22 protein-coding genes are annotated in these 26558 nt (G+C 42.1%); 17 read left to right on the plus strand and 5 right to left on the minus strand.

Annotation, left to right across the window (positions count from 1 at the left end; all coding sequences use genetic code 11):
* The first annotated feature begins 513 nt into the window (after positions 1-513).
* Both UYI_RS0118445 and UYI_RS0118450 read left to right on the plus strand, forming a co-directional pair.
* A complete protein-coding gene (locus tag UYI_RS0118445; RefSeq protein ID WP_016868125.1) occupies positions 514-900 on the plus strand; it encodes a thioredoxin family protein in 387 nt (128 codons plus the stop codon).
* A 465-nt stretch (positions 901-1365) separates the two neighbouring features.
* Entirely contained in the window at positions 1366-3462 is a 2097-nt protein-coding gene (locus UYI_RS0118450; RefSeq protein ID WP_016868126.1) for an NAD(P)H-quinone oxidoreductase subunit 5, read from the plus strand.
* 14 nt (positions 3463-3476) lie between these two features.
* On the opposite strand, the gene UYI_RS39765 is transcribed toward UYI_RS0118450, so the two are convergent.
* The gene (locus UYI_RS39765) at positions 3477-3605 is read right to left on the minus strand and encodes a hypothetical protein (RefSeq protein WP_016868127.1); all 129 of its coding nucleotides are present in this window, start codon (positions 3603-3605) and stop codon (positions 3477-3479) included.
* A gap of 105 nt (positions 3606-3710) precedes the next feature.
* On the opposite strand from UYI_RS39765, the gene ndhD1 reads away from it, so the two are divergent.
* The 8 genes from ndhD1 to UYI_RS0118490 all read left to right on the plus strand — a co-directional run bounded on the left by ndhD1 (position 3711) and on the right by UYI_RS0118490 (position 12414).
* A complete protein-coding gene (ndhD1, locus tag UYI_RS0118460; protein ID WP_016868128.1) occupies positions 3711-5279 on the plus strand; it encodes a photosynthetic/respiratory NAD(P)H-quinone oxidoreductase subunit D1 in 1569 nt (522 codons plus the stop codon).
* 51 nt (positions 5280-5330) lie between these two features.
* Positions 5331-5501, plus strand: a complete 171-nt coding sequence (locus tag UYI_RS36945; RefSeq protein ID WP_157226366.1) for a hypothetical protein — start codon at positions 5331-5333, stop codon at positions 5499-5501.
* Positions 5502-5520: 19 nt separating this feature from the next.
* The gene (locus UYI_RS32875) at positions 5521-5739 is read left to right on the plus strand and encodes a hypothetical protein (RefSeq protein WP_016868129.1); all 219 of its coding nucleotides are present in this window, start codon (positions 5521-5523) and stop codon (positions 5737-5739) included.
* Positions 5740-5936: 197 nt separating this feature from the next.
* Entirely contained in the window at positions 5937-6614 is a 678-nt protein-coding gene (locus UYI_RS0118470; RefSeq protein WP_016868130.1) for a Uma2 family endonuclease, read from the plus strand.
* 541 nt (positions 6615-7155) lie between these two features.
* On the plus strand, positions 7156-8202 hold the full coding sequence (locus tag UYI_RS0118475) for a permease (protein WP_016868131.1): 1047 nt from the start codon (positions 7156-7158) through the stop codon (positions 8200-8202).
* A 51-nt stretch (positions 8203-8253) separates the two neighbouring features.
* On the plus strand, positions 8254-9027 hold the full coding sequence (locus UYI_RS0118480; RefSeq protein WP_016868132.1) for a TIGR03943 family putative permease subunit: 774 nt from the start codon (positions 8254-8256) through the stop codon (positions 9025-9027).
* A gap of 79 nt (positions 9028-9106) precedes the next feature.
* Complete coding sequence (locus tag UYI_RS0118485; RefSeq protein WP_016868133.1) at positions 9107-10660, plus strand: hypothetical protein; 1554 nt, start codon at positions 9107-9109, stop codon at positions 10658-10660.
* Between the two features lie 224 nt (positions 10661-10884).
* Positions 10885-12414 carry a hypothetical protein gene (locus tag UYI_RS0118490; protein WP_016868134.1) on the plus strand — a complete coding sequence of 510 codons (1530 nt, stop codon included), beginning with the start codon at positions 10885-10887 and terminating at the stop codon, positions 12412-12414.
* 64 nt (positions 12415-12478) lie between these two features.
* On the opposite strand, the gene UYI_RS0118495 is transcribed toward UYI_RS0118490, so the two are convergent.
* Positions 12479-14668 carry an NAD(P)/FAD-dependent oxidoreductase gene (locus UYI_RS0118495; RefSeq protein WP_016868135.1) on the minus strand — a complete coding sequence of 730 codons (2190 nt, stop codon included), beginning with the start codon at positions 14666-14668 and terminating at the stop codon, positions 12479-12481.
* Between the two features lie 161 nt (positions 14669-14829).
* Between UYI_RS0118495 and UYI_RS0118500 the strand changes: the two genes are divergently transcribed.
* A complete protein-coding gene (locus tag UYI_RS0118500; RefSeq protein ID WP_009455806.1) occupies positions 14830-15063 on the plus strand; it encodes a hypothetical protein in 234 nt (77 codons plus the stop codon).
* A 679-nt stretch (positions 15064-15742) separates the two neighbouring features.
* Here the strand turns inward: UYI_RS0118500 and cimA are convergent.
* Positions 15743-17359, minus strand: coding sequence for a citramalate synthase (cimA, locus tag UYI_RS0118505; protein WP_016868136.1), 1617 nt, complete (start codon positions 17357-17359; stop codon positions 15743-15745).
* A gap of 413 nt (positions 17360-17772) precedes the next feature.
* Between cimA and UYI_RS0118510 the strand changes: the two genes are divergently transcribed.
* The 6 genes from UYI_RS0118510 (at position 17773) to UYI_RS0118535 (ending at position 24713) form a co-directional block, all read left to right on the plus strand.
* A complete protein-coding gene (locus tag UYI_RS0118510) occupies positions 17773-18102 on the plus strand; it encodes a hypothetical protein (protein WP_016868137.1) in 330 nt (109 codons plus the stop codon).
* Positions 18103-18116: 14 nt separating this feature from the next.
* Positions 18117-18449 carry a hypothetical protein gene (locus tag UYI_RS0118515; RefSeq protein ID WP_016868138.1) on the plus strand — a complete coding sequence of 111 codons (333 nt, stop codon included), beginning with the start codon at positions 18117-18119 and terminating at the stop codon, positions 18447-18449.
* A gap of 436 nt (positions 18450-18885) precedes the next feature.
* On the plus strand, positions 18886-20943 hold the full coding sequence (gene thiO / locus UYI_RS40015) for a glycine oxidase ThiO (RefSeq protein ID WP_016868139.1): 2058 nt from the start codon (positions 18886-18888) through the stop codon (positions 20941-20943).
* A gap of 155 nt (positions 20944-21098) precedes the next feature.
* A complete protein-coding gene (psb34, locus tag UYI_RS0118525; protein WP_016868140.1) occupies positions 21099-21278 on the plus strand; it encodes a photosystem II assembly protein Psb34 in 180 nt (59 codons plus the stop codon).
* 294 nt (positions 21279-21572) lie between these two features.
* On the plus strand, positions 21573-23759 hold the full coding sequence (locus UYI_RS0118530; protein WP_016868141.1) for a tetratricopeptide repeat protein: 2187 nt from the start codon (positions 21573-21575) through the stop codon (positions 23757-23759).
* Between the two features lie 45 nt (positions 23760-23804).
* Entirely contained in the window at positions 23805-24713 is a 909-nt protein-coding gene (locus UYI_RS0118535; protein ID WP_016868142.1) for a DNA-methyltransferase, read from the plus strand.
* 12 nt (positions 24714-24725) lie between these two features.
* Here UYI_RS0118535 and UYI_RS0118540 read toward each other — a convergent pair whose 3' ends face one another.
* Entirely contained in the window at positions 24726-25208 is a 483-nt protein-coding gene (locus tag UYI_RS0118540) for a GNAT family N-acetyltransferase (protein WP_016868143.1), read from the minus strand.
* A gap of 132 nt (positions 25209-25340) precedes the next feature.
* Positions 25341-26207 (minus strand): NAD(P)-dependent oxidoreductase, encoded by an 867-nt coding sequence (locus tag UYI_RS0118545; RefSeq protein WP_016868145.1) that lies wholly within the window; start codon positions 26205-26207, stop codon positions 25341-25343.
* Positions 26208-26558: the final 351 nt, after the last annotated feature.

Consider the following 26558-nt stretch of genomic DNA (forward strand, 5'->3'; position numbering starts at 1 on the left):
TTAAATCAATTTGAGATTTTTTCCTTGTAGTTGCTGGTCAATAGTCATCATTGAAAGTAAGTGATATCGAACAGAGCCAGTGCGTTAGAGGTTTTCCCTACGGACAGGTCGCGAAGGTGGGAAAAACCCCCTAAGCGTACTCTTATCCTTACGGAAACGCCCTACTGTGTAAGAGAAGCAGGAGGGGCGAACCCCCAAATTAGTACTGCTCATGGTACACTACTATCCTCCCCAAGCCCACTACTGTGGGAACCCCAAAGCAAAGCGTTGTAGCTTCTGGTCTACTAAATTTCCCTCCCCAGCAGCGGCATCCGTTGGACTTCAAGATCCCCAAATGCCACTGTCAATGCTACATTAGCTTATTTGCCAGCAGCAAACTCACCAAATCAAGGCTGGAAAGATTGCATACCTTCCTGTTTGCCTACCAGGGCATCTATCGGCAGTTACTGAGTTTACGCTACCCTTGTGCTGATAGCAAGTTGGATATAAAAACCCTATAGTATTAGAGGCATCATGGTGTTGTCGGTTAGTGAGCGGACATTTACTCAAGAAGTTTTAGAATCCCCTATTCCTGTTTTAGTAAATTTTGAAGCTCCTTGGTGTGGTTTGTGCCGCATCATACACCCTTTACTGTTGCAATTCAAAGCCCAATGCAACGAGAAAATCAAATTGGTTGATATAAATGCCGACGACAATTTTAAATTGTCAACCAAATATCGGCTCAAGTCACTACCAACTTTACTTTTGATCGAAAATGGTATTGTCAGACGTCGTTTGGAAGGTTTTCGCGGTCGTGAAGATTTGCTGCAAGCATTGGAAGAAATCAAACTCAGCTACGACAAGTCTTCTCATTCGTACAATACCCCCACAACAGCGGATTTAGGATGCCGTTCGGCATAATGGTCATTGATCATTGGAGAAAGGGTGATTAGAAAAAAGCTCATTGGTGATTGGTCAAGAGTCATTGGTCAAATGACAAATGACCAATGACAAATGACAAAATCTAAAACCATATTTAAATTACCCCGCCTAATCAGTATCAGGTGGGGTATTTTATCCTAAAGGGTGTGTGTCACAATTATTAACAGATCCGACAAGTTAGTCAACTAAAGGTTGAAGTATGTAGACGCCTTAAATAGACGTCTATCTACAGGGTAGGTTGAAGTATGAAAAAATGTTTGGTTGCTTGCTTATGTAGAGACTTGTACTGTTCCCAACAGACCAGACTTAGCCATAACATAAGGCGTGAAAGTTCCTCTTTGTTGGCACTCTCAACAGCCATTTGCAACTAGTCCATTCTTTCATCCTTAAATCCTTTAGCCTTCATCCTTTACTCATGAAGAATTCTATAAGTAGGCGTCAGTGATGGAAGTAATCTATCAATATGCCTGGCTAATTCCGGTCTTGCCCCTTCTTGGGGCAACGCTGGTAGGGCTGGGATTAATTTCTTTGAATCAGGTGACGAACCGCCTACGACAGCTCAATGCCGCCTTGATTATTTCCTTGATGGGAGCGGCTATGGGGCTGTCGTTTGCCATATTGTGGAGCCAACTGCAAGGACACGCACCTTACACTCGCACCCTAGAATGGGCAGCGGCTGGCAATTTTCACTTGAGCATGGGCTACACAATTGACCACTTGACAGCTTTAATGCTGGTGATTGTGACGACGGTAGCCTTCCTGGTCATGGTTTACACTGATGGCTACATGGCTCACGATCCTGGCTATGTCAGGTTTTATGCCTATCTCAGCTTATTTGGCTCGTCAATGTTGGGTCTGGTAGTCAGCCCGAACTTGGTGCAGATTTATATCTTCTGGGAGCTGGTAGGGATGTGTTCCTACCTGCTGGTCGGCTTCTGGTATGATCGCAAATCCGCAGCAGACGCAGCCCAAAAAGCCTTTGTCACTAACCGCGTTGGTGACTTTGGTTTGTTATTGGGGATTCTGGGGCTATTCTGGGCAACAGGCAGCTTTGATTTTCAAATCATGGGCGATCGCCTTACCGAACTCGTCCATACGGGTTCTCTCAGCAACATACTGGCAGCCCTATTTGCGATTTTAGTCTTCTTGGGTCCCGTAGCCAAATCTGCCCAGTTTCCCCTCCATGTCTGGCTACCAGATGCGATGGAAGGTCCCACGCCCATTTCTGCCTTAATCCATGCAGCAACGATGGTGGCAGCAGGCGTTTTCCTCATTGCCCGGATGTACCCCGTATTTGAACACGTCCCAGCAGCAATGAACACAATCGCCTATACTGGGGCATTCACCGCCTTTTTAGGGGCAACCATTGCCATTACCCAAAACGACATCAAAAAGGGCTTGGCTTACTCCACCATTTCCCAACTCGGTTACATGGTGATGGCTATGGGAGTAGGCGCTTACAGCGCTGGACTATTCCACCTGATGACCCACGCCTACTTTAAGGCGATGCTGTTTTTAGGTTCTGGTTCGGTAATTCACGGCATGGAAGCAGTTGTCGGTCACGACCCCGACTTGGCGCAGGATATGCGCTTAATGGGTGGACTGCGGAAATATATGCCAATTACAGCCATTACCTTCTTTATTGGTTGTGTAGCAATTTCTGGTATCCCGCCCTTTGCTGGTTTCTGGTCAAAAGACGAAATCCTCAGTGCGGCGTTTGCATCTAACCCGCTACTGTGGGGTGTTGGCTGGCTAACGGCTGGCATTACCGCCTTTTATATGTTCCGGATGTATTTCACTACCTTTGAAGGTAACTTCCGGGGCAACAAAACCCAGTTGTGGAAAAAACTCAAATCTCCGATTGGCATGGCCATTGTGACGGGCTTTGAAAGAACTCCAGCTTTTGGTCCTGGTGCAATGACCAAAGGAGAACTAGAAGCCCACGCCGGACAGCACAACGACCACAGTCATGGTCATGGCCACAGTGAGTATCCCCATGAATCACCCTGGACAATGACCCTACCTTTGGTGTTATTGGCAGTTCCTTCGATGCTCATTGGATTAGTGGGGACACCCTTTACTAACTACTTTGAGGAGTTTATTTACTCTCCCAATGAAACTCTTGAAGAAGTTTTGGTCAAAGCTGCTGAAGTTGACCTGCATGAGTTTTACATTATGGCAGGTGGTTCAGTAGGAATTTCCCTGATTGGCATTACTGTTGCTTCCTTGATGTACTTGTGGGGTAAAATCAACCCAGTGGCGATCGCTGCCAAAATTAAGCCACTTTATGAGCTATCCCTCAACAAGTGGTATTTTGATGACATTTACCACCAAGTGTTTGTCCTTGGCTTGCGTCGCCTAGCTAGACAAGTCATGGAAGTTGACTTCCGCGTTGTTGATGGTGCTGTTAACCTCACAGGCTTTTTCACCCTGGTTAGCGGTGAAGGATTGAAATACCTAGAAAACGGTCGTGCCCAATTCTACGCTTTGATTGTGTTCGCTGCCGTACTGGGTTTAGTGATATTCTTTGGTGTCACCTAAACAGTGGTCAGTTATCAGTAAACAGCCTCATGTTGGTAGATTAAACCCACCAACATTGCCTCCAATGCAAACCGATAACTAATAACTGATAACTGATAACTGAAGTTAGATGAAGGCAGGACAATCGGTTCACCTGCCTTCATCTTTTTTGACTTTTGTTAAATCAACCTAACAAATAACAACCAAGTCACGAAAAAACTGCTAGTTAATAGCTAGTAGCAGATAGCCGAACCTTGAGAGCGACTTCAATGAATACAGCTAATTTTCCCTGGCTGACTACAATCATCCTGTTACCGATAGCAGCATCGCTGCTCATTCCCGTCTTGCCGGATAAAGACGGTAAAACGGTGCGTTGGTATGCCCTCATCGTTGGGCTGATAGATTTTGCACTAATTGTTACTGCTTTTTACCTTGGGTATGACTTCTCTAATCCCAATTTGCAATTGTTTGAGAGTTACCCTTGGGTTCCACAACTAGATTTGAATTGGTCAGTAGGGGCGGATGGTTTGTCTATGCCCCTAATTATTTTGACTGGATTTATTACCACACTGGCGACTTTAGCAGCTTGGCCTGTAACGCTGAAGCCAAGGCTATTTTACTTTTTAATCCTGGCGATGTACGGCGGACAAATTGCTGTGTTCGCTGTCCAGGATATGCTGTTGTTTTTCCTAGTGTGGGAACTGGAATTAATTCCGGTTTACTTGCTGCTGGCAATTTGGGGAGGTAAAAAACGCCAATACGCAGCGACCAAATTTATTTTGTACACTGCGGGTGGGTCGCTATTTATTTTGGTAGCTGCCCTAGCAATGGCATTTTACGGCGATACAGTCACCTTTGACATGCGATCGCTCGCAGCGAAAAACTTCGCTTTGAATCTACAATTATGGCTGTATGCTGCTTTCTTGATTGCTTACGCCGTCAAGTTACCCATCTTCCCACTCCACACCTGGCTACCAGATGCCCATGGTGAAGCTACAGCCCCTGTGCATATGTTGCTAGCTGGTATTCTGCTGAAAATGGGTGGTTACGCCTTAATTCGTATGAATGCCCAGATGCTCCCTGATGCCCATGCTTATTTTGCGCCTGTATTGGTGATTTTGGGAGTAGTTAACATCATCTACGCTGCTTTGACATCCTTTGCCCAGCGTAACCTCAAGCGGAAAATTGCCTACTCTTCGATTTCCCACATGGGCTTTGTCACCATTGGTATTGCTTCCTTCACAGATTTGGGTTTGAATGGGGCGATGCTGCAAATGGTTTCCCACGGGTTGATTGGGGCGAGTTTATTCTTTTTAGTGGGAGCAACTTACGACCGCACACACACTTTGATGTTGGATGAAATGGGCGGTGTCGGTAAGAAAATGGGTAAGATTTTCGCTATGTGGACGACTTGTTCCTTGGCGTCTTTGGCATTACCGGGAATGAGTGGTTTCGTGGCAGAATTGATGGTCTTTGTGGGTTTTGCCACTAGCGATGCCTATAGTTCCACTTTCAAAATAATCGTGGTCTTCTTGATGGCAGTTGGTGTGATTTTAACGCCGATTTATCTGCTGTCCATGCTGCGGGAAATTTTCTATGGTGAAGAAAACAAGGAATTAGTTTCTCATCAAAAACTTATCGATGCCGAACCCCGCGAAATCTTTATCATTGCTTGCTTGTTAGTACCAATTGTTGGCATTGGTTTGTATCCCAAGATTTTAACTCAAGTTTACGATGCCACAACTGTGCAGCTCACAGAAAGGTTGCGTGATGCAGTACCTTCATTAGCACAGCAAATTACGCCGGAAGTATCGTTAAGTGCGCCGGAGATTGAGTAAGGTAAAACAAATAAAGTTTTTACCTTTAGTGATGATTTAGGGGCGGGTTCTATGCCTGCCCTTTTTTGTGTGCTAATTCGGGACTGTAGAAATGTATTTAAGCTAGCTGACGAGGATCATCAGCAGGTGGATGCCAACCAGCTTGCACCTAAAACCTACGAGCATCTCGAATTGTTCCCTCGTCATGTAAGCTTGGGAGAAAGAAACAATCATCAGAATTAACGCCCAGCGAGAACTGCTAATGGCGTACCTTGATCGCTCGTTTGATGAACGTGCAGAAAACTTTCGCGCTTTATTTTCTGTAGTTGATAGTGCGATCGCATCTGGTAATAATGAGCAATTAGCCCTTGCTTTAAATTCAATTACAGAAATAGCTAAATCCAGCCCATTCAAAGACCTTGCCAATTTAACATCTGTTCGCGCTGCATTGAACGATCCAAATCACGAATGGACATTTTGATTATTCGCTGATTGGTACAGATGACTTCTACGACATTTATTTGTCAATATACGTAGTATTGCCCTACCTTATCCAGGTGTGGGTATTTTTTTGGAAGCTCACTTCATTCATAGACACTGTGCGATCGCTACTCATATCAGATCATTCAGAATCCTTCTCTACAATCTATAGTAGAATCTTAATTCTGCAAATCTCCCATGCTAGACTACAACCCTTTAAAGTGCTTACCCTCTTCTGAGGAATTGCCCGATTCTGACGACACACCTGTGGATAACGAACTACAAGATTTAATTCCTAGCTTATTAAAAGCAATACTGGCTTTGCTGTGGTCGGATCGTTGGGATTGGTTCTTTGGGGTTGATATGGGTATCTATTATGACCCGAATCAACCTGCTATTGTCCCTGATGGGTTTCTCAGCTTGGGAGTTCAGCGCTTTATAGATGAAGATTTGCGTTTGAGTTATGTGCTGTGGGAAGAGAAAAAACTACCCATTTTAGTTTTGGAAGTTGTTTCTCACAAGTATCGGGGCGAGTACACTACTAAAAAAGCACTCTACGCAAAATTAGAGATTTTGTACTATGTGGTCTACAATCCCCGTCGTCGCAAGAAACCACCTCTAGAGGTGTATCGCTTAGAGAATGGCGAATATATTTTACAGCCAGGAAACCCAGTTTGGCTAAGCGAAATTGGTTTAGGAATTGGCAGAGAACGAGGAACTTATCAAGGCATTACACGAGAGTGGTTGTACTGGTATGACGAGAAAGGGCAAAGATTGCTCACGCCAGAAGAACGCATTCAAGAAGCAGAACGACGGGCGCAAATGCTGGCGGAACGGCTAAAAGCCTTAGGTATAGATCCAGAAAGTTTAACTTAAGATTGGCTAAGACTGTTGGTTGCAGAAGCTTTTTTGTTTCTTTATATCTATCTAAATTAAATTTGTTCCTTTTTGGTATTGCAATTTTAAAAATTTTATAGTAGAAAATCAAATCACAAGTTTACAGAAATACCCTCTTGTCTGCATAACTTACACCTAAGGGCGATCCCCGTATCTTAAACAAACTATGAATAGTTGATAAAAAAGCATAGAATACAGCATCATATCAAGCAAACTTAATGTAATTATAAAAAAATGTAATCAAAAATTGTGCTGGTAAGTAATTAAGTTCTAGAATTGGAACTATTTTTGTAGTTCAGCTATCTAGGAATAAGATTCATCAACAGTAAACAAACCCAAATCGAAATAATTATTTATCACTAGTAATGGTTTGCCAGGTTTCAAAACAAATCATAGAAACTCATCATGAACTAAATGTTTGATGAACGCTTATACAGTCTTTATCTGTTTTTGATCCCCATTTCGATAAAATGACTTGGCAGAACCTTATAACTAAAAACCGCTTTTGACAGCGACGCCCATGAATAAACTTAACAATGGTTTTACTCTATTTCTGAGTCTGCTAGTCGAGGCGATGCCTTTTTTGCTATTGGGAGTATTATTCTCCAGCTTGCTGCTATTTTTTGTCGATGAGCGCAAATTGGTAGACAAAATGCCTAAAAATCCCCTACTAGGGGCTTTGGTCGGTAGTATGGTAGGGTTTTTGTTTCCGGTCTGTGAGTGTGGTAATGTGCCAGTGGCACGGCGCTTATTGATGCAGGGAGTGCCTACATCAGTAGTAATAGGCTTTTTGCTTGCAGCACCAACAATTAATCCGATTGTGATTTGGGCGACTTGGACAGCATTTCGCGATCAGCCAGAAATAGTAGTATTGCGAGTAGTGTTTTCCCTATTAATTGCAACTATTATTGGCTTCGTCTTTAGTTTTCAAAAAGACCTGACTCCTATAGTTCAACCGGCGCTTGCTCGTTACTTGAAATTTAACCCACCCCCAACTGCACAAACAAAACGCCGTCCAAAGCTTTCCCAAGCACAGCAGCAAGCAAGTGTACCGACTTTATTACAGTCTGGAACGTTTTTGTTAGGAGCAGGGCAAGCTACGCGGTTAGAAACTGCTGCGGAAGCCACAACTTCAAATTCTCCTCAGAGTAAACCCTTAGGAGCTAAACTCCAATTAGTCTTAGAAAATACCGTGCAGGAACTGCGGGAATTAGGAGCAGTACTAGTGATTGGTAGTGCGATCGCAGCTGCTATTCAAGTTCTCGCTCCTCGCGAATTAATTCTTAGCTTGGGTTCAGGCCCCATTAGTTCAATTACTGCCATGTTGGTATTGGCGGCGGTAGTGTCAATTTGCTCTACTGTTGATTCTTTTTTTGCTCTGTCTTTTGCCTCTGTTTTTACTAGTGGTTCTTTATTAGCATTTTTGGTATTTGGACCGATGGTTGACCTTAAAGGCGTGGGGTTGATGTTAACAATATTTAAACCCAGAGCTATCTTTTACTTGTTTGCTTTAGCAGCACTATTAACTTTTTTGTTTACCCTGATACTGAATTTGCACTTTATTTAAAAAACTGGCAAATGGTCAATTGTGAATAAATAAACTCTTGGCTCTGGAGCAATGACAACAATCCCAAATCGCAAATTAAAAATTAAAAACTTGTTACTTTCATGGCTTGATATCCTAGCAATTACTGCTTGGGGTATTTTGTTGTTAAAGTACTGGCTAACTAACAAACTGAATTTGTTAATTCATCCCAATTATTTTGGATTAGTAGTTACAGCTGCATTCGGCTTACTAATTATCAGTTTTTTCAAAATCAAACAAGCTTGGCAGCGACGTCGCTATGAAGTAACTGCTAACTTTCAACACATAAATTTATTTCCGCCTGGATGGGGTAGTGCTTTGCTGTTAGTGGCGGCAGTTTTGGGATTTATCATTACACCACAAGTATTTGCTAGTGATAAAGCACTGCAACGAGATTTCAGTGAATTATTGGGTTCCACACGTGTTAAACCGCAAGCATTCCGTGCCTCTGTTGCTCCTGAGCAGCGATCGCTCGTAGACTGGGTACGTATGCTTAACGTCTATCCAGAACCCGATAGATATCAAGGTAATAAAGTCAAGGTACAAGGATTTGTCATCCATCCACCAGATTTAGGAAAAGAATATCTCTTTTTAGCGCGATTTGTTCTAACTTGCTGTGCCGCCGATGCTTATCCTGTAGGATTACCAGTCAAATTAAAAGAAACCCGCGATCAGTATCCACCTGATACCTGGCTAGAAGTAGAGGGAGAAATGACCACAGAAACAATCGCAGACAAACGTCAACTTACCATTGCTGCCAGTTCCCTGAAAAAAATTCCCCAACCAAAAAATCCCTATAGTTATTAGTTGTTAGTTATTAGTTGTTAGTTGTTAGTTGTTTGTAATCACAACCAACAACCAACAATCAACAATCAACAAATTACAAATGACTACTAAAAAATATTTTTTCCAACCCTTAGATCGCATTGCGCTCGCATTAATGTTATTGCTGATTTTGGTAATTGGGCTAATCATATCCCAAGGTGATGTAGTCAGAGTTCGTGTCCGCGAATTCACCTGGAAGCACTTACAAAGTGAAGAAAAAGATATATCTGTGAGTAATTTCACCACCCAAAACCAAAAAATTGGCTCAGAGTACAAAGCCTTTGTCCTGACTTTTAGTCGTCCTATGGATACGAAAAGCGTAGAGGAAAATTTGAAAATAGAGCCTCCCTTAGCAGGTACATTCAGTTGGGCGGGGCGACGCATGGGTTATAGCTTCATCACACCAGCACCCTATGGAACAACTTATAAAGTGAGCTTAGAAGGGGCAAAAGACAAATTTGCTACCCAAGAAAAAACTAATAAAACCATACAACCATTTCAAACAACATTTAGCACACGCGATCGCGTGATTCTTTATATCGGATCTAGCGATGAAGACAAAGGAAGGTTAATTCTTTACAACTTAACCCAAGAACAAAAAAAGATACTTACCCCCAAGGATTTAGTCGTTACTGACTTTAAGCCATTTCCAGATGGACAGAAAATATTATTCTCGGCTCGCCCCGCCGATAGTCAAGATTTACTATCAGCACAGTTGTACACAGTCACAACTGGCTTTAGTGCGCCCCATCAAACCAAAGCAGAACCACCTGCTAAAGTAGACTTGCTTTTAGACAATAAAGAATATCAAAACTTGAAATTTGATGTATCGCCTGATGGGCAAACAATAGTCGTCCAAAGGGGGAAGAAAGATAATCCTGGTGACTTTGGGTTGTGGTTTATGCCAGTTACCAGTGACAGTTCTGACACAAAACCGACTCCTCAACGCTTGCAAAGTCAACCGGGGGGAGATTTTATGATTACACCGGATAGTAAAGCTGTAGCGCTTGCCCAAGGCCAGGGGACAGCCATTTTACCTCTACAAAAAGATGGCACTAAACCCCTAGATTTTTTCCCACAATTTGGCTTGGTACAAGCCTTCTCCGGGGATGGTTCCCAAGCCGCAATGGTTAAATTTAATACGGATTATACACGGGATTTGTTTTTAGTCACTAACCAGGGGGTTCAGAAAAAACTGTTATCCACCACAGGTTCTATAGTTAATTGTCAATTTGATGCTGCCTCCCCTACACTCTATTGCTTGCTAACACAGCTACTACCAGGAGAGTATTATCAAGAACAACCATATTTAATTGCAATAGATATCAAAACGGGGGAACAGAAACCATTATTGGTGCTACCGCCCGACCAACGAAACGTCCAGATGAGTTTATCTCCTGATGGCTTAGGTTTATTATTTGACCAGATTCAGACCCAAACCAACCCAACTACAACACCAAATGCACCTTTTTTGACAACTGATGATGGAGAGACCATTACCACTAGCAACCTGTGGTTAATGCCATTATTACCAATAGCGGATGCCCAGTCCAGCGCAGACCTTAAACCAGAACAATTGCCCTTAACAGGGTTTTATCCTCGTTGGTTGCCCTGATGAGGAGGTGGGGGAGTATGAGGGGTGTGAGGAGTATGAAGGGTGGAGGAGAAAAATTTTTCCCATTCTTGGGTAGCGAAAAGTTATAACAAAATAATCACAAATGACTCTCCCTGGGTAGGTGACAAACTTGCCTTATGGAGTAGATTTTGATAAGACAGCATTTATTATGTAATGCTGCCGCAGTCACCAATCGATAAGTTTATGCTGGTGGGTGAAAAGTCATGAATGAAGCAGACACCCCAAATAACGGGGCTTTTATTGAACCCCTAGATCCTGCTAAGGCGTCACAACCGCAACAAGCAAGTTGTCCTTTTTATTCTGTTTTGCCTGTTGACAACAGAACAATTTCACAATTGCCGTTGTTAGCACCAGCAGAAGATAAACAGTGTCAGGAAGATGCATCTTGTCAAGACTCAATGACCGAAACAAACGAACCAATAGAGGTAATTAGTAATTCTCAATGCGTATTAGAGTTAAATCAGCAGCAGTTAGAAGACTTAGAACCTGAACTAGATTGGGTTGCGGAGCCTGAAAAAGAAAAAGAAGTACAGATTGATTCTGAATTTAAACAACTGTTGGCATTAAATGAAGAATTGCGTGCTGCCAACAATGATTTATATGAACAGGTAGAAAGCTTAAAAAATGCTCTGTCTGAGTCAGAAGCCGCTGTACAATGGCAGAAAAAGCGTTCTGCTGTTGCAGAGGCTATGCTCAACCAACAGACTCAAGAACTGACTGCTGCTCAAGAACAAATAAAGTCCTTATTTCAGCAATTGGAAACTGCGCTCCAAACAGTTCAAACTCAAGAAACTGCTATAGAGAACTATAAAGCACAGCTAGAAATTACCCAACAACGTCTTGCCCTGCTGGAACGAGAATGTACCTTAATTCAGACTAAATATAACGAACAATCCCACCAGCTATTACAATCAGAAAATTCTTGTCGAGAATTGCGTACTCGGTTAATGCGGCAACAACGCCAGACATTACAATTCAAAGCAGCTCTAGAAAAATGTCTGGAAACACCACCAGTTCCTAGTTCTGATTCTACAGATACTCATGCTGATGCCAACAATGTAGGTGACAGACAAGTTAGAAATTATCGGCGGACTCATTCTTTAGTTCCCAACCAGCAACCAATTCAACCTTGGTCAGCAGAACTTGATTCTTCTTGTGAGGATACAGGTAGTTTCTGGGTAGACTCTTCTTTATCAACCCCGCATACATGGGAAAACCCCACCTCTGACCAATTGTCGACTGCTGACACTCCATCTCCAAAAAGCACATCGACAACAGAGCAATTAACTACTAACTCAGAAATTGATGATGCAACTGAACCAAAAATAGTTTCATCTTCCGATTCCTTAAGTTTGGATGAGCAAGTAGAAAACTTAATTCAGTTATTTTTTGCAGCTCAAACTACATCTGCATCACCACCCTGTGTTGAAAATACAGAAGATATGGAAGATGCAAAGAGTGAGGATGAAGTTGTGACACCCATTTGGGAAACGGTTGCTACCTCAGTTGAGGATACAAAAGAACCAATAGTTGTCATTCCAGTTAGTGCTGATACAGATTCTGAGGAGAATGAGGATTTCTGGTTAGATGTGTCACCATTACCTCCGTCATTATCAGGCTCTACTGAGTCTTCTAAATCACCCTCACCTTTGCTTTATCCCGAACGACCACCCAAAGGGCGAAAGTCTTTAGCATCTGTAGAATTGCCGAATTTTCGCCCTAATACTCAATGAAGAAGGCAGAGCTATGCAGAAGGATAAATACTAATAATTAACCCTTCCCCTTTCCCCTTCTTGACTATGGACTCTTGACAATTGACTCTTGACTATGGACTCTTGACTCTTGAGTGTGAACTTTTTTAATTTCTGGTTTGCCCTTACCTGTGGTCAAAGCATAGCTAATTGCTAATAGGTGCAACCACAATGCTGGAGAGCAATTTTCCAACCACTGATTACGGTGCAGAAAATTCGGTAGCCATCCACTTAGTAAAGCACTAATGAGGCTATGACGGATAAAGTCAAAATAGTTGCCTAACCAACGCAATAAATCTTTAGCACCAGCTAGTTCCCAAATCCACAGTAGCAATGCTGGGTTTTTCTTGGCTGCTTTCAGTGCTAAACGATTAAAAGTAAGCAAATTAAATCTATCTTTGATAAAATCGTCTGCTACTTCTAGGGGTTCATCTGCTAACAAACCAAAGAAGTTATTCAGCATGGTGTTTATGCGTTCTGGTGGTAAGAATTTACCAGTAGGAACCATCATGCCTTTGGAAAACATCCAAGTCACAGCAATATTATTTTGAAAGGCACGAATTCGGTTCAAGTGTTGGCAAGAAAGTAAGTCGTGTTTGAGGGCAATATCTAAAAGAGTAGTGAGGCGTTCTAGGTTACGAACCAAGGAACCAAATCCTGTGAAAACCAAGGGTGATTGGAGGGATGCTGCATCACCAATGGCTATTAATCGATCAAATGCTACTTTGCGATCGCTACTCCCCACACTAAAATGCCCTGGTATATAACCAAAGGTCGGCTTTTTCCAAACTAGTTTGTCCATGTCGCAGCGCCGATACTCTGGCAGAATTGTGAAAAAGTCTTCATATATTTCCAGCAAGGAACCGGGATTTTGAGAATTGACTTCATGGTAATGAAATAAATAAATTGTTAGTTCTTCGTCTGCACCAGGAAATAATTCCCAAATTAACTGTCTTCCCCGCGAAATATCGCCGTGACTATTTAGCACATCCCCGTACTGAGAATCCCAAACTCCTGGTTCAAATCCTCGTTCTATTACTGCTCCTACCGTTGGACAAACACTGTCAAAAGCACGACCACCATTTAACTGCCAAGCGATCGGTGATGCTGTTCCCATCGCGTCTACCAGCATTCGTCCGCTTACGTGCTTGTCTATTTGGTTTTTTAAGTCTTTAACTGTAACAACAACTCCTGATGTATAAATATCAGCTTTGATAAACTCTGTTTCATCCCAGATTTCGCCACCTGCCAACCGCAGCTTTTGTCCGCATAATTGGAGCAATTTCTCGGAATCTAACCCCAAATTTAGAACTGTGGGAGTGTGCAAAATAGGTGCTTTTAGTTGCTTGGGAACATAAGCATCAAAAAATTTATTAAATCCATCTTTATACTCTCGGGCAATAATAGATTCAACTTCGTTGGGTGTCAGCAAACCTAAGTTAATCAAACTTTGAATTTCATCACGAGAAATATTCCATTCTCGGTTCATGCGCCCAAAAGGCAACCGTTCCACTAACAGCACTTTGTAGCCTAATTTTGCCATCACAGCCGCGTGAATTACACCAAGCGCACCGCCGATGTAGATTAAATCGTAGGTGGGGTGGTGGGGTGATGGGGTGGTGGGGAGACTATTTTCTCTTATCCCCCTATCTCCCCATTTACCCCTAATCCCCACTCCCTGGGGTCGTGGGGGCCCCGAGTTCCCCATCTCCCAATCTCCTTTATGGGAGAAAACTACCTGACGCGGTTTTTGTGGATTCCGCACTCCTTGACGCCAGCGTTGCTCCCACCAGTACACTCGCTTGAGGTCATATTCGCCGTTGGGCATTTTTTGAAAATATTTGACGGTGAGGGGATAATAGGGAGCTAATGCTTCAAAAATCGATTGCTGGGATAAATCAATTGTTGGTGGTTCTGGGTATTGATGGGGAAAGCTGCTTCTAATCGCAGTTGTTAGCCTTTTGAGAATTTGTTTTTCCTGAGGAAAAACTTGCTCTGACCAGCGGAACGCTTTTAAGTAAGTAGTCCGTTGTACCGACCAAACAAAGATAGAGAGTTCAACGGGCAAGTTTTCCGGAATATTTCTGCTATCATTTGTATTTTCAATCATTCTCAGGCAAAAACCATCCGGTGTCACCACTTTTTCCCCATTTCCTGGTTCAAACTCAGTTTGTAGCCATTTGCATACTGCTGCTGTGTCCGGAGTGGGGATTTCTATGTAAAGTATTTCTTTCATTCGTTTTTCAAATCTCCAATCATAATATGCACTAAGACAGATCCAAAACTAGGGTTATTTACGGTAAAATCCGCCCTATCTTGTTGAATAAAAATTCAATAAAGAAATTTTAAAAGTTTGTCAAAGTTTTTGTTCATTCTCTGTTTCATTAAACTTACGCCATGAATTATCCCATTCCAGATAACCCTCAAGAAATCATTGCCCTAAGGCAAAAGCCAGTTGATGAAGAAATAGTTGCTGCTGCGATCGCAGGTGTAATAAAAGTTGTCCGTGCCCAAGGTCAATCCCTAGAAGAATTAACAGCTCAATTGCTAGCAGAAGACACTTTACTAGATAAACAGCAGCGACGTTGGCTGAGTCAAGTAGTTGCCCAAGCCTGGGAAAGTTTCTCTTAGATTTTGTTGGTAGTTCTTGGTTGGTAGTTGTTTGGAATAGTCAACAAACAACAAGCAACAGACAACAAACAACAAAGATTGTGTTGGTAGTTCTTGGTTGGTAGTTGTTTGGAGTAGTCAACAAACAACAAACAACAGACAACAAAAAAATTCATTGCCAATCATTTTGTGTGGTGTGGGAGTATAAATTGTGTGGATTGAGATTGGCAATTGGCAGGTTAAAATTAATAAGCAACTCAAAAGCAAGAAATAGACTTGTGATTAACAAGTTACTAACTCTCAAGGATATATCTTGATTTAAGTTTTGACGCGGACAGATTTTGGATTACGCTTCAATTATTCCTCAAAAGTGAAATCATCCGCAATTACAACTAAATAGTTAGTTACAAAAAGCACCAGGTGACTAGAAGTCGTAGCTACACATACAAAACCCACCTACGTGGGTTTAAAAGTCCGCGTCGGCGGACTTTGTTTGTACAGCTACGATTTCTAATCGCCAGGACTAGGTGCAATATCTCCACGGGCGTTAGCGTAGCTCCTCCGTAAGGAGGCTCGCCCACAACGAGGGCATGAAAAGTGAAACGAACACCGATGAACACAGATAGATCATGGGTTTGCTGTTAAGTTAATCCCTGATCGCTATTTTCAAGACAGATTTCAGTAATAGGCCAATTACCCATTACCAATTACCAATTACTGCGGCTTCTGCTTGGGAGTGTAGCAATAAGCCATATTCTAATCCTTCCACCACCGCTTGATAGGAAGCCTCCAAAATATTTGTGGAAACTCCTACTGTTGTCCAGCGTTGATGACCACTCCCCGACTCTACCATGACGCGCGTTTTGGCTGCTGTACCTGTATGTCCGTTGAGAATGCGTACTTTGTAGTCTGTCAACTCAAAAGCTGCTATGTGGGGATAAAAATTTACTAAAGCTTTACGTAATGCTGCATCCAAGGCTGCGACAGGGCCGTTTCCTTCTGCTGCTTCCAAAATATCTTTACCATTGACGGCAACTTTGACTGTGGCTAAGGCGCTAGTATTTGTTTCTCCCTGTCCTAAGTCGCAGTGGACTTGGAAACCCCTAATTTCAAAAAATTGTTGGCGACTTCCTAAAGCTTGGCGCATCAACAATTCAAAACTCGCCTCTGCTGCTTCAAATTGGTATCCATCACTCTCCAAATCTTTCAACCGTTCGAGAATTTTTCGGGTTGTAGGGTCATGTTTATTTAATTCAATCCCAAATGAGCGGGCTTTTGCTTGCACATTACTGACTCCTGATTGTTCGGAAATGACGATTCGACGACGGTTGCCAATTTGTTCTGGTTGAATGTGTTCGTAAGTCAGGGGATTACGTTCCACTGCTGATACATGAATTCCGCCTTTGTGAGCAAATGCTGATCTACCCACAAATGGTGCATGTTCATCTGGAGCAAGATTAACTACTTCACTGACAAAGCGACTAGTTTCTGTTAATTGCGACAGCTGGTTCTCTTCTATACATTTAAATCCTAGCTTGAGTTGGAGATTAGGAATTAACGAACAGAGATTGGCGTTACCACATCTTTCGCCATAACCATTGATTGTGCCTTGTACCATCCTGACGCCTGTCATAACAGCAGCCAGGGCATTGGCAACTGCTGTATCTGAATCGTTATGGGTGTGAATACCTAATTTAGTGTCGCTAGGAAGAACTTTAACTATTTCAGTAATAATTTGCGTAATTTCATGGGGTAATGTGCCACCATTGGTATCACAAAACACTAGCCATTCCGCACCAGCAGCGATCGCAGTCTCTAATGTTTGTAAAGCATAATCTCGATTGCGCTTATAGCCATCAAACCAGTGTTCAGCATCGTAGATAACGCGACGCCCTTGAGCGCGTAAGTACTCAATCGTATCGCGGATCATCGCCAAATTTTCAGTCAAAGTAGTCTTGAGTCCTTCAGTTACATGCAAATCCCAAGACTTACCAAAAATAGTCACCCAACGGGTGCTAGCAGCAAGAATAGCTTGTAGTATTGGCTCAGAAGCCACATTTGTATTTGGGCGTCGAGTTGAACAAAAAGCCACAACTTCAGCTTGTTTGAGGGGTTCTTCCTGCAACTGCCAGAAAAATTGCACATCTTTGGGATTGGCACCAGGCCAACCACCTTCAATGAAGGGAATACCCAGTTGATCCAGCCTTCTGGCAATGCGTAACTTATCTTCTATGGAAACAGATAACCCTTCGCGCTGAGTACCATCTCGCAGTGTAGTGTCATATATCCAAAGTTGAGGTGAACAGTTAACAGTCATAAGATGAGCAATTGTTCAGGCTATAGAATAAAAAAAGATATGTCAGGATATAAAATTGTAATGGGAGTCAAGAGTTTATACGCTTGGTTCCCCTTGGGGTTCATAACAACTACATTTCCAGGTGGTTTGTGACAACACTACAATAAGTGAAAATCTGCTGACAGATGGTGACTTTATACCATTATTCAACTTTAGATTAAAGATAGACATTAAAAAGTCTATATTCCCAATACCAACACCGCTTCACTATTTTTCAAGACCATAATAATATGGCAAGATTAAATGATTTATGAACTAATCCTTAAGGATATTCTTGTGATTGTTTCATAACTTAAATCCGATTATGAAATACTTTTTTATATATCAAAAATAAATTGTTACAATACAACCTAAAACTTGTGTAGTGATCTGCAATGCCCAAGGTGCTAGCTCAAGGTAAAACAAGTGAGTGTATGCGTAGAGCCAATCGGCAGAAAATTTTGCTGCAAAATGGTATTGACCTCTACAATAGCGGTGCTAAGGTTGTTAACTGTGGCTTAATGGGCTGTTCTGTGCAATTGCAAGTAGAAGGTAAAGCTTCAAAGGCTAATTGGCGTGAAGGGCAGCGCTCAATACCTCCTCATCCTCCGATAAAAAATCTGGGTTTCGCTTGTCAAACTCAGCTTATGGGAGATGTAAAAGTCACCAAATTTGCTGGATTTTGGGGAGAAGGTTCTCAAGTAGTCTGGACACCAAAAGGTTAAAAAGGAGAAAAAACATGGGTAGATGGACACCACTCATTTTGATGGCTGGAGGTTTGGCTATTTTACTAGGTACGTTGCTGGGGATTAGCTTTCCAATGGGCGGCCAAAATACTGCCCAAGCCCCAGGAGGTAAAACATCAAAAGTTCTCCCTGCTAACATTAATGTCAATAGCACTGCGGCTGGTACAAATAACACCAGTACCAATAGAACCAATGTTGCCCAGAACAACGCTGCTGATGACACTATGACTGACACAACAACAACTGCTCAGGATACAGGCACCACAGACGATACTCAATCAAATGATACCAATCAGGATAACGAACCAATTCGAGCTTTGTGGTAGTGGTTGCCTATCATCAGTAAACAGTTACGAGTTACCAAAAATTAAGGGTTTAAAGTCCCGTCCCAGAAGAACGGCTTTGATACAATAGATATTATCCGCAACACAGGCAGAGTTCCCGCTCAAAGGAAGAGGAAGCTGTCTGGCAATGGCCGGTATTTCCTGAGAAAATCTTTGCTTTTAGAGTAGTTAAATTTCTCATGCAGCCGCGGGACACACGGGTCTTGTATGCTTGTTGAGGGTAAAGTAATCTGAGATGTTGCTGGGCAGGATTCATCCTTGGGGCATTTTGGATCTCCCGTAGAAGCAAGAATCCTCGGACCTCAGGACGAGGAGTGTCAAATAGTCAATTGTCAATTGTCAATTGTTGATAGCCATTACTCTTGACTATTGACTCTTGACTATTGACTCTTGACTATGGATTTTGGACTCTTGACTAATGACTAACGATGTTTTAATTATCGGTGGCGGTGTCATCGGTTTAGCGATCGCTGTTGAACTGAAACTGCGTGGTGCGAAAGTTATTGTGACTAGTCGTGATTTTCACGCCGCCGCTACACATGCTGCCGCTGGGATGTTGGCCCCGGATGCGGAAAACATCTCGAATCAAGCAATGCAAGATTTGTGTTGGCGATCGCGTTCTCTTTATGCTGAATGGACGCACAAATTAGAACAACTCACCAGCTGCAACACTGGTTACTGGCCTTGTGGAATTTTAGCGCCAGTCTTTTCTGAAGAAGAGAGGGAGATAGGGAGAAAGATGATGGGGAGATGGGGAGATAGGGGGATGGGGAGAAATATTTCTCCCCACCACCCCATCACCCCATCCTCTTCTACTACCTATTGGTTAGACAAAGAAACTATTCACCAATATCAACCAGGTTTAGGAGAAGAAGTAATTGGTGGTTGGTGGTATCCTGAAGATGCCCAAGTAGACAATCGAGCCTTGGCAAAAGCACTGCTGGGTGCAGCGCAATCTTTGGGTGTGGAACTGAAAGAAGGAATAGCAGTAGAAGGCATTTTGCAGCAGCAAGGGCAAGTTGTAGGTGTACAAACCAATGCTGGAATTTTACACGCCGAACACTATGTTTTAGCCACAGGTGCTTGGACAAATCAATTGTTTCCCTTACCCGTACGTCCTACCAAAGGGCAAATGTTGAGCGTGCGTGTACCAGAAGCGATCGCAGAATTGCCCTTAACACGGGTTTTATTTGGGCAGGATATTTACATTGTGCCAAAACGCAATCGGCGAATTATCATTGGCGCTACCATCGAAGATGTTGGCTTTACCCCTTACAACACCCCAGCAGGCATTCAAAGTTTACTACAAGCAGCCATCCGTCTCTATCCTCAACTTCAGGATTATCCCATAGAAGAATTATGGTGGGGATTCCGTCCTGCTACCCCAGATGAGTTACCAATTCTGGGGAATAGTCCCTGTCAAAATCTCACCTTGGCTACTGGACACTACCGTAATGGGATTCTGCTTGCACCCGTAACAGCAGCACTAATTGCTGATTTGATTTGGGAGCAAAAATCTGACCCCCTCCTGTCGCATTTTCATTACTCGCGCTTCCAGAACAAATCATCTACCTCCTCTGTTATGCTGACTCACCCTCTCCCCGCTTCTCCAGATCAGGCACAAGTCAATTCCCTTACTCTTAAAAGTGAAGCATTTCCGGAAAAAAGCTTTGCACCCACTCCAGACACACCACTTGTGATTGCTGGCAAAACTTTTACCTCCCGCTTGATGACGGGAACTGGTAAATATCGCAGCATCGAAGAAATGCAGCAAAGTGTGGTGGAGAGTGGTTGTCAAATTGTGACTGTGGCTGTGCGACGAGTACAAACTAAAGCCCCCGGACACGAAGGTTTAGCCGAAGCGCTAGACTGGACAAAAATTTGGATGCTGCCGAATACTGCTGGCTGTAAAACCGCCGAAGAAGCGATTCGGGTTGCCCGTTTAGGAAGGGAAATGGCAAAACTCCTGGGACAGGAAGATAATAATTTTGTCAAGTTAGAAGTAATTCCTGATCCGAAATATTTGCTTCCAGATCCGATAGGCACTCTGCAAGCAGCAGAACAATTGGTCAAAGAAGGCTTTGCTGTTTTACCCTATATTAATGCTGACCCGATGCTAGCCAAGCGTTTGGAAGAAGTAGGCTGTGCCACAGTCATGCCTTTAGCTTCACCCATTGGCTCTGGTCAGGGATTGAAAACAACTGCTAACATTCAAATTATCATCGAAAATGCCAATGTACCTGTAGTGGTGGATGCTGGCATTGGTTCACCATGCCAAGCAGCACAAGCAATGGAAATGGGTGCTGATGCTTTATTGATTAACAGCGCGATCGCTTTAGCAAAAAACCCACCCCTGATGGCACGCGCTATGAATATAGCTACCGTTGCTGGTCGTATAGCCTATATCGCTGGTAGAATGCCCATTAAAGACTACGCCAGCGCCTCTTCACCAGTGACTGGAACAATTACAAATTAGATGTTTGTTGGTTGTTGGTGGTTGTTTGAAACAATCAACTATCAACCAGCAACTATCAACTCTATGTACTTTTGTAACGAATTATCTCTAATAACAAAAGTAGTCTATTGCATTTATGTAACATAAAATGAAAAAGCAGAGTAAGGAATTAGTCCATGCCCTACACAACAGAAGAAGGCGGTCGCCTCAATAATTTCGCCCGTGAACCCAAAGTTTACCAAGCAGAGCCTCCGACAGCCCAGCAAAAGCGCAATTTCATAATTTTGGGAGCTGTGGGAATAATTTTGGTCAGTGGTTTGATTTTTGTGGCCTTCTCTGTTTCTAATCTCAGTTAATCAAAATTACTTTGATAAATCAATTTTATTTTATATTTCTTCAGGTTTCTACACTTTATGGGAACCTGGTTTTTTTGTCTAATCTGGAAATAAGGCAGAGGGCTTCTGCTCTGCAAGAAAATAAGTGCAAAATATAAGTATAATAATATACGCTTCCTCTATTCTTATTTGAAACCTTGATTTATCCTGAGCAGAGCAATCAGTACTTGAAAATCGAAGTCATAGTCATATTTACAGATTGCTTGCATATGCCCTTAGAAGGGATGTACACTGCGTTTCGGCTCCCTAGCCACCATGAGCGTGAATGATACTGCACATTCGGATAAATTTGCGTGGAATCGCCAAGTCTACCACCGTCTAAAACTTGCACTTAGTCTTGGTTTGCGGCGACAAATTTTTGTAGCGGTATGTGATGATTTAAACTTGAGAAATCAGGTAGCAGCGCGTCTGCATTCAACTTTGGCTTATCCAGTTGGTCAAGTGCTGTATCAACCATCAAATACACAGGAAGATAGTACGCCAGCCTATCCACGATTAGTTACCCTGAGGTTGAATTTAAGTGATCCTAACCCTATCGCACAGATAAATCAATGGTTGGTGAGTTATCCACCACCAATTGTTGGTGTATCCAAAGATAATCCCGGGCGATCATTGCCAATACCGGCTTTTCAGATTGTAGGTGTTGAGCAGTTAACCAAACAACCAGTAGCAATACAACGTTTATTTTTGCACTATCTCCGTTTAACTGAACAGCATTTATCAAGTCCAGAATCCAGCCGTTTTCTGGAATCCAGTTTATTACTGTGGACACCACGTCCTTGGCTGTACGCCATACAGCAGTCAGCACCCCACTTTTGGCGTTGTCGTACTGGTGTGTTTGTGTTTGCTGGAGAACCGACACCAACAACTCGTACCAAAAACTCACCAGAACGCTTTTCTGGTTCTAGAAGCTTAGATTTAGGAAATATTGAACAGGTAATCTGGGAAGAATCTGTCTCTGGTGACGATTTTCCTGTGGAAGATGTTGATTTTCAGATTCACACACCTGTAAATCGTGGACACCAACCGCAAGAACCTTCACCAATCAAATCAGAATTATTTGTTCCAGAAACATTTCAGCAAGAAACTAACGATAAAGTCCGTATCAGCGAGACTTCATCGCCACCACGTTTATCGCACATTAGTAAAGAGTTAACAGAGTTAGTACTAGCAACTATTAACACTGCGATCGCTCACGATCAAGATGAGAATATACAAGTACAGCAACTTCTAGAAGAAATAGACTCTTTACATTCCACAAAAGCTTCACCAGAAACACTAGCAGCAGCTTATCATCGCCTGGGTAACTTATATCGCCTCCGCATTGAACAAGGACAAGCTACTTTAGAAAACTTGATGGTGGCTATTTTGGCATACCAAGAGGCTATTACCTACGATGAAACTTCGCCGCAAGTGCCAGATATTTTGAATGACTTAGGTACACTCTATTGGATGCTATACCGCACACCGCCCAATTCGGAAGAAGGACAATCTTATATAGAACAGGGAATAGAGTTTTATCAGTTAGCTTTAAAACTAATTTCACCTGAAACCCATCCAGAAACTTATGCACGGGTGCAAAATAATCTGGGGACTGCTTATGGGGACTTGGCACGTTTTTCTAATCCAGGCGAAAACTGGCAAAAAGCGGTTGCAGCTTATCGAGAAGCACTCTGCTTCCGTACCGCCGAGATGGAACCATTGAAGTATGCTGCAACTCAGAATAACTTGGGTACTGCTTACTGGCATTTGGCCCAGTACAATCAACCGATGGAGCATTTAAAGAATGCGATCGTAGCTTACAGTCTTGCCTTAGCTTACTACAATTCCGAGCAGGAACCACTTAAATATGGCATGATTCAAAACAATATTGGTACTGCTCATTGGAATCTCGCACAGTACGAAAATCCAGCAGAGAATCTGCGACTGGCTGTGGAAGCCTATGGGGAAGCTTTGAAATATCGTACACCAGCACATGTTCCCGCCGCTTGTGCTGCTACACAAAATAATCTTGGTACTGCTTACTGGCACTTAGCCAACCAATCACAAATCAGCAAAGAAGAACAACAGAATTTTCTAGAATTGTGCATCAATGCTTATGAAGAATCTCTAAAGCTTGCTCACTCAATGAACAATGCTAATTTAAGTTTTGATATTTTTGCTACTCACAACAACTTAGGATTAGCGCACTATCAACTTGGAACAGATCAGTATTTAAATGGCGATAAAATCGCACGTTCTCAACATTTAGAATTAGCATTAGATAACCATCTGCAAGCATTAAATGGATTAAGCAATAAACCAGAATCTTACCAAATAACTTTGAATTATGTAGTAAAAACTATCCGCGCTTTTCACAGTGAATTAGGCATACAAGGACAAAATCTAGCTTTATCTAAAGTGCCTGGTCAATTACTACCAGAAATTCTGCCAAAGTTGTAGTTAGCAGGTAGAAGTTATCTCTTTAGTAATTATCAGTTCTGATTTGTGATTCCAGAAGGAAATTTCACCATCAAAAAATATGATTCACAAAAACCTCAAGCTTTTTATTGCCATCCGCATGGAGAATTATGGACTGGTGATTCAATTCAATGGCTAAAAAATCTGCCTTCGGAATCAGTAGATTTAGTCTTTGCAGATCCTCCTTATAATATCAAAAAAGCTGCATGGGATAGTTTTGAATCTCAAGCAGCTTATGTAAACTGGTCTTTAATCTGGATTGAAGAAGTTTCTCGGATATTAAAATCAACAGGCTCACTATATATTTGCGGTTTTTCAGAAATTATTGCTGATATTAAACTGCCAGCATTGAAATTTTTTTCTGGGTGTAGGTGGTTAATTTGGCATTATAAAAACAAAGCCAATCTTTCAAATGATTGGGGACGTTCTCATGAAAGCATATTACATTTTAGAAAGACAAAAAATTTTTATTTTAATCCAGATAATATACGCATACCTTATGGAGAACACACTTTAAAATATCCACAACATCCCCAAGCAAAAACAAGTCAATACGGCAACAACGGTAAAAATGATAGTAGAATTTGGCGTCCCCATCCCAAGGGTGCAAAACCTAGAGATGTGATCGAAATACCAACTACATGTAATGGAATGGATGAAAAAACCAAACATCCAACTCAAAAGCCAGAGGAGTTAGTGAGAAAGTTTATACTTTCTTCATCTTCAAGAGGAGATATTGTGCTTGATCCATTTTTTGGTTCAGGAACAACGCTGGTTGTTGCTGAACAACTTGGTAGAAGATGGCTAGGCTGTGAGATTATTCCTGAATATGCAGCATGGGCGGTGGAACGTATCAAATCTGTAAAATACATGTCAGATGAGGAATGGTTTTGGTTCGATCGCAAGAATGAAGAACGTAGGAAGAAATTTAGGTAATAATATTTCTGCTTACCAACGATTACATAGATGTTTAACCATAATTAAACAAGGATTAGCTTCTCCCCAAATTTGTGTAATTTCTTCTAAGGGTCTAAAACCCATCGCCAGATAAAACTTTCTTGTCTGTGCATAGAACTGATCTGGATGAGAGAAAGCTAAAGTTTTAACCTGCCAATACTCAATACCTTGCTGTTGAAGAATGGACTCCGCACGGTTAATTAAGGTACGACCAATACCATGACGGTGATAGTGGGGAAGAACGCCCATAATATAGAGTTCAGCTGCATATTTGTAATGTTGCTTCCAAGTCAGAAAGCCTATACATTTGTTATCTATAAAAGCTAATATAGTTGGAAGCTCATCAATTTCTTGAGTATATTGAGCGATCGCTTCCTCAATACTGAACCATTGTGGTAAAGCTCGAATGATTGATTCGCAAATATTTCCTTTGCCGTAAAATAAACCTTGAGTTGAGATTTGATTTAATTTCATCTCAGAACAGTTGTGGATTAATTCGTAGCTTTTTCAAACGCAGAGGATCGCAAAGGAGGACGCAAAGGGACGCAGAGTTATGGTTTTATTTAGTTTTGTACTAAGTGGTGAGATGAATTGTGAACGATTCTCCTAATTTTCACTTGATTTAATTACAGAAAATATAGATGAATAATCTTCGTGAGCAAATGACATTTTCATAGCCATTTCCAAGATTTTCCGTACACCTTCAATACTGTTAACGTTTAAACCTGCGGCTTTTGCTTCTTCAATAAAGAAGTCAGTATCTTTCATTAAGTGTTTGGTGGGAAAGTTGGGATTAGCATAATTACTATCCAACATTCTTGGCAACTTTTTATCGAAAGTTGGGGCGTAAAGGGCGCTTTGACGTAGAATGTACATAAACAAGTCTTCGTCAATGCCATAACGCTGGACAAAACTAAGACTCAGGGCAAAGCCTGCTGTTAGGGAAGCAATTAATTGATTTAAAGCTAGTTTCAGTGCCGCAGCTGTTCCCACTGATCCAACTAAGATAGGTTCTAGGCTAAAGTGTTTTAATAACTCTAAGTAACGTTGGTATTGTTCTTGATGCGCGCCCACCATCACAATTAAATTACCAGCTTCTGCTTCTGGGATACTACCTAGTACGGGTGCTTCTAAATACTCTCCACCTGCGGCAACTACTGCATCTCTAATTTCTCTACTTTCGGTAGGAGTAATAGTCCCCATTTGGATGACGCTTTTTCCTGCTACAGCTTGTGAGGATCGATCTGAAAGTAGGACACTATAAATCGCTGCTGCATTCGTAAGCATGAGAATCACACAGTCAGCTGCATTAATTGCCTGATAAGGTTTTTCTGCTACTTCCGCACCCATTTGTTTTAACGGTTCTAACTTTTCTGGGGTGCGGTTATAGGCAATTAGCTGGACTCTTGCTTCTAACAATTTCTGTGCCATTGGCAGTCCCATTAATCCAGTCCCCAGAAATGCTACCTTCATTTTTACGTTCCTCTGGTAGAGCGTTATTAGTTAGTTGTTAGTTGTTGGTTGTTGGCTGTTAGTTGTTAGTGGTTAGTGGTTGTTAGTTAACCATCCCCAATCCCTGATCGCTATCTTCCCTACCAACAACCATCTACTAACCACTAACTAGTTTTTTAGCCGCCTGCGGCAAAAGTAACCATAATCATTACTGACAGTAAAATGCCAGGAACGAGTAGTACGATTAGCATCAATAAGTCATGGGTGGTCATAATTGTTACCTTTTGACTAAAGAAGGATAAAGGTTAAAAATATTGACTTCAGCCTTTAATCATAAATTGGCTATCACCTAAGTGAGATTAATAAATATAG

The sequence above is a fragment of the Fischerella muscicola PCC 7414 genome (genome assembly GCF_000317205.1).
Classification (GTDB): domain Bacteria; phylum Cyanobacteriota; class Cyanobacteriia; order Cyanobacteriales; family Nostocaceae; genus Fischerella; species Fischerella muscicola.

Bases quoted from the DNA above. Each gene is read 5' to 3' on its own strand.
- UYI_RS0118445 (WP_016868125.1), top strand. From the start codon at position 514: ATGGTGTTGTCGGTTAGTGAGCGGACATTTACTCAAGAAGTTTTAGAA.
- UYI_RS0118450 (WP_016868126.1), top strand. From the start codon at position 1,366: ATGGAAGTAATCTATCAATATGCCTGGCTAATTCCGGTCTTGCCCCTT.
- UYI_RS39765 (WP_016868127.1), bottom strand. From the start codon at position 3,605: ATGAAGGCAGGTGAACCGATTGTCCTGCCTTCATCTAACTTCAGTTAT.
- ndhD1 (WP_016868128.1), top strand. From the start codon at position 3,711: ATGAATACAGCTAATTTTCCCTGGCTGACTACAATCATCCTGTTACCG.
- UYI_RS36945 (WP_157226366.1), top strand. From the start codon at position 5,331: ATGCCTGCCCTTTTTTGTGTGCTAATTCGGGACTGTAGAAATGTATTT.
- UYI_RS32875 (WP_016868129.1), top strand. From the start codon at position 5,521: ATGGCGTACCTTGATCGCTCGTTTGATGAACGTGCAGAAAACTTTCGC.
- UYI_RS0118470 (WP_016868130.1), top strand. From the start codon at position 5,937: ATGCTAGACTACAACCCTTTAAAGTGCTTACCCTCTTCTGAGGAATTG.
- UYI_RS0118475 (WP_016868131.1), top strand. From the start codon at position 7,156: ATGAATAAACTTAACAATGGTTTTACTCTATTTCTGAGTCTGCTAGTC.
- UYI_RS0118480 (WP_016868132.1), top strand. From the start codon at position 8,254: ATGACAACAATCCCAAATCGCAAATTAAAAATTAAAAACTTGTTACTT.
- UYI_RS0118485 (WP_016868133.1), top strand. From the start codon at position 9,107: ATGACTACTAAAAAATATTTTTTCCAACCCTTAGATCGCATTGCGCTC.
- UYI_RS0118490 (WP_016868134.1), top strand. From the start codon at position 10,885: ATGAATGAAGCAGACACCCCAAATAACGGGGCTTTTATTGAACCCCTA.
- UYI_RS0118495 (WP_016868135.1), bottom strand. From the start codon at position 14,668: ATGAAAGAAATACTTTACATAGAAATCCCCACTCCGGACACAGCAGCA.
- UYI_RS0118500 (WP_009455806.1), top strand. From the start codon at position 14,830: ATGAATTATCCCATTCCAGATAACCCTCAAGAAATCATTGCCCTAAGG.
- cimA (WP_016868136.1), bottom strand. From the start codon at position 17,359: ATGACTGTTAACTGTTCACCTCAACTTTGGATATATGACACTACACTG.
- UYI_RS0118510 (WP_016868137.1), top strand. From the start codon at position 17,773: ATGCCCAAGGTGCTAGCTCAAGGTAAAACAAGTGAGTGTATGCGTAGA.
- UYI_RS0118515 (WP_016868138.1), top strand. From the start codon at position 18,117: ATGGGTAGATGGACACCACTCATTTTGATGGCTGGAGGTTTGGCTATT.
- thiO (WP_016868139.1), top strand. From the start codon at position 18,886: ATGACTAACGATGTTTTAATTATCGGTGGCGGTGTCATCGGTTTAGCG.
- psb34 (WP_016868140.1), top strand. From the start codon at position 21,099: ATGCCCTACACAACAGAAGAAGGCGGTCGCCTCAATAATTTCGCCCGT.
- UYI_RS0118530 (WP_016868141.1), top strand. From the start codon at position 21,573: ATGAGCGTGAATGATACTGCACATTCGGATAAATTTGCGTGGAATCGC.
- UYI_RS0118540 (WP_016868143.1), bottom strand. From the start codon at position 25,208: ATGAAATTAAATCAAATCTCAACTCAAGGTTTATTTTACGGCAAAGGA.
- UYI_RS0118545 (WP_016868145.1), bottom strand. From the start codon at position 26,207: ATGAAGGTAGCATTTCTGGGGACTGGATTAATGGGACTGCCAATGGCA.